Origin of the sequence: Micromonospora sp. D75, assembly GCF_018070405.1 — a bacterium.
Taxonomy (GTDB): Bacteria; Actinomycetota; Actinomycetes; order Mycobacteriales; family Micromonosporaceae; genus Micromonospora; species Micromonospora chalcea.
This window is the reverse complement of the sequence record NZ_JAGPXV010000635.1, coordinates 1-3415: the sequence shown is the minus strand read 5'-3', so window position 1 is coordinate 3415 and position 3415 is coordinate 1. Positions and strand designations below refer to the sequence as shown.

Annotated in this window: 2 protein-coding genes; both read right to left on the bottom strand. The window is 71.3% G+C overall.

The features are described 5' to 3' along the window. Nucleotides 1–2626 (bottom strand): carbamoyl-phosphate synthase large subunit (gene carB, locus KBX39_RS26865; protein WP_210873135.1); only part of this gene is annotated, 2626 nt, incomplete at its 3' end. Continuing rightward, nucleotides 2619–3415: carbamoyl phosphate synthase small subunit (locus KBX39_RS26860; RefSeq protein ID WP_210873133.1), on the bottom strand; the 797-nt coding region annotated here is incomplete at its 5' end. The genes KBX39_RS26860 and carB, both read right to left, overlap by 8 nt.

Here is a 3415-nt window from a genome sequence, read left to right as displayed (position 1 = left end):
CCGTGGCCTTCGAGACGAACGGCACGGTACGGGAGGCACGCGGGTTGGCCTCCAGCACGTAGAGCATGTCGCCCTGCAGCGCGTACTGGACGTTGAGCAGGCCGCGCACCCCGACGCCGCGGGCGATCTCCTCGGTGTAGCGGCGCACCTGGGCCAGGTGCGAGCCGGCCAGGGTGATCGGCGGCAGCGCGCAGGACGAGTCGCCGGAGTGGATGCCGGCCTCCTCGATGTGCTCCATCACGCCGCCCAGGTAGACGTCGCCGTCGGCGTCCACGAGCGCGTCCACGTCGATCTCGATGGCGTCGTCCAGGAACCGGTCCACCAGCACCGGGCGGTCCGGCGAGATGGCGGTGGCCCGGCCGATGTAGTCGCGCAGCGTAGCGTCGTCGTACACGATCTCCATGCCGCGCCCGCCGAGCACGTACGAAGGACGGACCAGCACCGGGTACCCGATCTCGTCGGCGATCGCCTTCGCCTCGTCGTACGAGGTGGCCATGCCGTGCGCGGGCGCGCGCAGCCCGGCCCGGGACAGCACCGCGCCGAACGCGCCGCGCTCCTCGGCCAGGTGGATCGACTCCGGGGACGTCCCGACGATCGGCACCCCGGCGTTCTTGAGCCGCTGGGCCAGGCCGAGCGGCGTCTGCCCGCCGAGCTGGACGATCACCCCGATCACGCCGGGGCCGCCGGCGGCCTTGCCGGAGGAGTCCTCGGCGTGCCAGACCTCCAGCACGTCCTCGAACGTCAGCGGCTCGAAGTAGAGCCGGTCGGCGGTGTCGTAGTCGGTGGAGACGGTCTCCGGGTTGCAGTTGACCATCACCGTCTCGTAGTCCACGGCCCGGAGCGCCTGGACCGCGTGCACGCACGAGTAGTCGAACTCGATGCCCTGACCGATCCGGTTCGGCCCGGAGCCCAGGATCAGCACCTTCGGCCGCGCCGAGGGCGCCACCTCGGTCTCCGAGTCGTAGGTCGAGTAGTGGTACGGCGTGGTCGCCTCGAACTCGGCCGCGCAGGTGTCCACCGTCTTGTAGACCGGCCGTACGCCGAGCCGGTGGCGCAGCGTGCGGACGCCGTCCTCGGCGGCCAGCTCGGGACGCAGCGCGGCGAGCTGCCGGTCGGACAGGCCGGCGCGCTTGGCCCGGCGCAGCAGACCGGCGTCGAGCACCGGCGCGGCCACGATCTCGGCGCGCAGCTCGACCAGCGAGGCGATCTGGTCCAGGAACCACGGGTCCATGCCGCCGGACGCCTCGGACACCTCGGCGATCGACGCGCCCAGGCGCAGCGCCCGCTCGACGGTGTAGAGCCGGCCGTCGTGCGGCGTCCGCAGCGCCGCGAGGGTGTTCTCCAACGTGGCGCCGTCCGGGTCCGGAGTGGTCCAGAAACCCGACGCCTTGGTTTCCATCGAGCGCATCGCCTTGTTCAGCGCCTCGGTGAAGTTGCGGCCCAGGCTCATCGCCTCGCCCACCGACTTCATGGTGGTGGTCAGCTCCGGGTCGGCGCCGGGGAACTTCTCGAACGCGAACCGGGGGATCTTCACCACCACGTAGTCGAGCGTCGGCTCGAACGCGGCCGGCGTCTTGAGCGTGATGTCGTTCGGGATCTCGTCCAGCGTGTAGCCGATGGCCAGCTTCGCGGCGATCTTCGCGATCGGGAAGCCGGTGGCCTTCGACGCCAGCGCCGAGGAACGCGACACCCGGGGGTTCATCTCGATCACGACGATCCGGCCGTCGGCCGGGTTGACCGCGAACTGGATGTTGCAGCCGCCGGTGTCCACCCCGACCTCGCGCAGCACCGCGATGCCGAGGTCACGCAGCCGCTGGTACTCCCGGTCGGTGAGCGTCATCGACGGCGCGACGGTGACGCTGTCGCCGGTGTGCACGCCCATCGGGTCGACGTTCTCGATCGAGCAGACCACCACCACGTTGTCGTGGCGGTCGCGCATCAGTTCGAGCTCGTACTCCTTCCAGCCGAGCACGCTCTCCTCGATGAGCACCTCGTGCACCGGGCTGGCCGCCAGGCCCGAGCCAGCGATGCGCTCCAGGTCCTCGTCGGTGTGCGCCATGCCGGAACCGAGGCCGCCCATCGTGAACGACGGCCGGATGACCACCGGCAGGCCCAGCTCGGCGACCGTCTCGCGGACCTCGTCCATCGAGTGGCAGACCCGCGAGCGCGGCACCAGCGCGGACGGATCCTCCAGGCCCAGCCGTACGCCGGCCTTCGCGACGATCTCCTTGAACAGCTGCCGGTCCTCGCCCCGGTTGATCGCCTCGATGTTCGCGCCGATCAGCTCGACGCCGTACTTCTCCAGCACGCCGGCCTCGTGCAGCGCGACGGCGGTGTTCAGCGCGGTCTGCCCGCCGAGCGTCGGCAGCAGCGCGTCGGGGCGCTCCTTGGCGATGACCAGCTCGACGAACTCCGGGGTGATCGGCTCGACGTACGTGGCGTCGGCGAACTCCGGGTCCGTCATGATCGTCGCCGGGTTGGAGTTGACCAGGCTGACCCGGATCCCCTCGCTGCGCAGCACCCGGCAGGCCTGGGTGCCGGAGTAGTCGAACTCGCAGGCCTGTCCGATCACGATCGGCCCGGAGCCGATCACCAGGACGTGCTTGAGGTCGGTCCGCTTAGGCATTCTTGCGCCCCTCGATCAGCTCTGCGAAACGGTCGAAGAGGTAGTCCGCGTCGTGCGGGCCGGCCGCCGCCTCCGGGTGGTACTGGACGGTGAAAGCGGGGATGTCGACGCCCCGCAGCCCCTCGACCACGTTGTCATTGAGGCAGACGTGTGACACCTGGACACCGCCGAACTCGGTCTGGATCACCTGATCCGGCACCACCGCGCCGTCCCCGGCGCCCGGCACCTGCACCGCGAAGCCGTGGTTGTGGCTGGTCACCTCGACCTTGCCGGTGGCCCGGTCGAGCACCGGCTGGTTGATGCCGCGGTGGCCGTACCCCAGCTTGTAGGTGCCGAAGCCGAGCGCCCGGCCGAGGATCTGGCTGCCGAAGCAGATGCCGAACAGCGGGATCCGCCGGGCCAGCACCTCCCGGGCCAGCGCCACCGGACCGTCGGCGGTCGCCGGGTCGCCCGGGCCGGGCGAGAAGAAGACCGCGTCCGCGCCGGTGGCGAGCAGGTCCTCGATCGTCGACCCGGCGGGCAGCACGTGGGTGGTGACGCCGCGGGCGGCGAGCCGGCGCGGCACGTTGCGCTTGATGCCCAGGTCCACCGCGGCCACCGTGAACCGGTGCTCGCCCTCCGCCTCGACCACGTACGGCTTGGCGGTGGTCACCTCGTCGGACAGGTTCGCGCCGACCATCTGCGGCGAACGGCGCACCCGCTCCAGCAGCGCGGCCGGGTCGTCCTCGACGCTGGAGATGCCGACCCGCATCGCGCCGCGCTCGCGCAGGTGCCGGGTCAGCGCCCGGG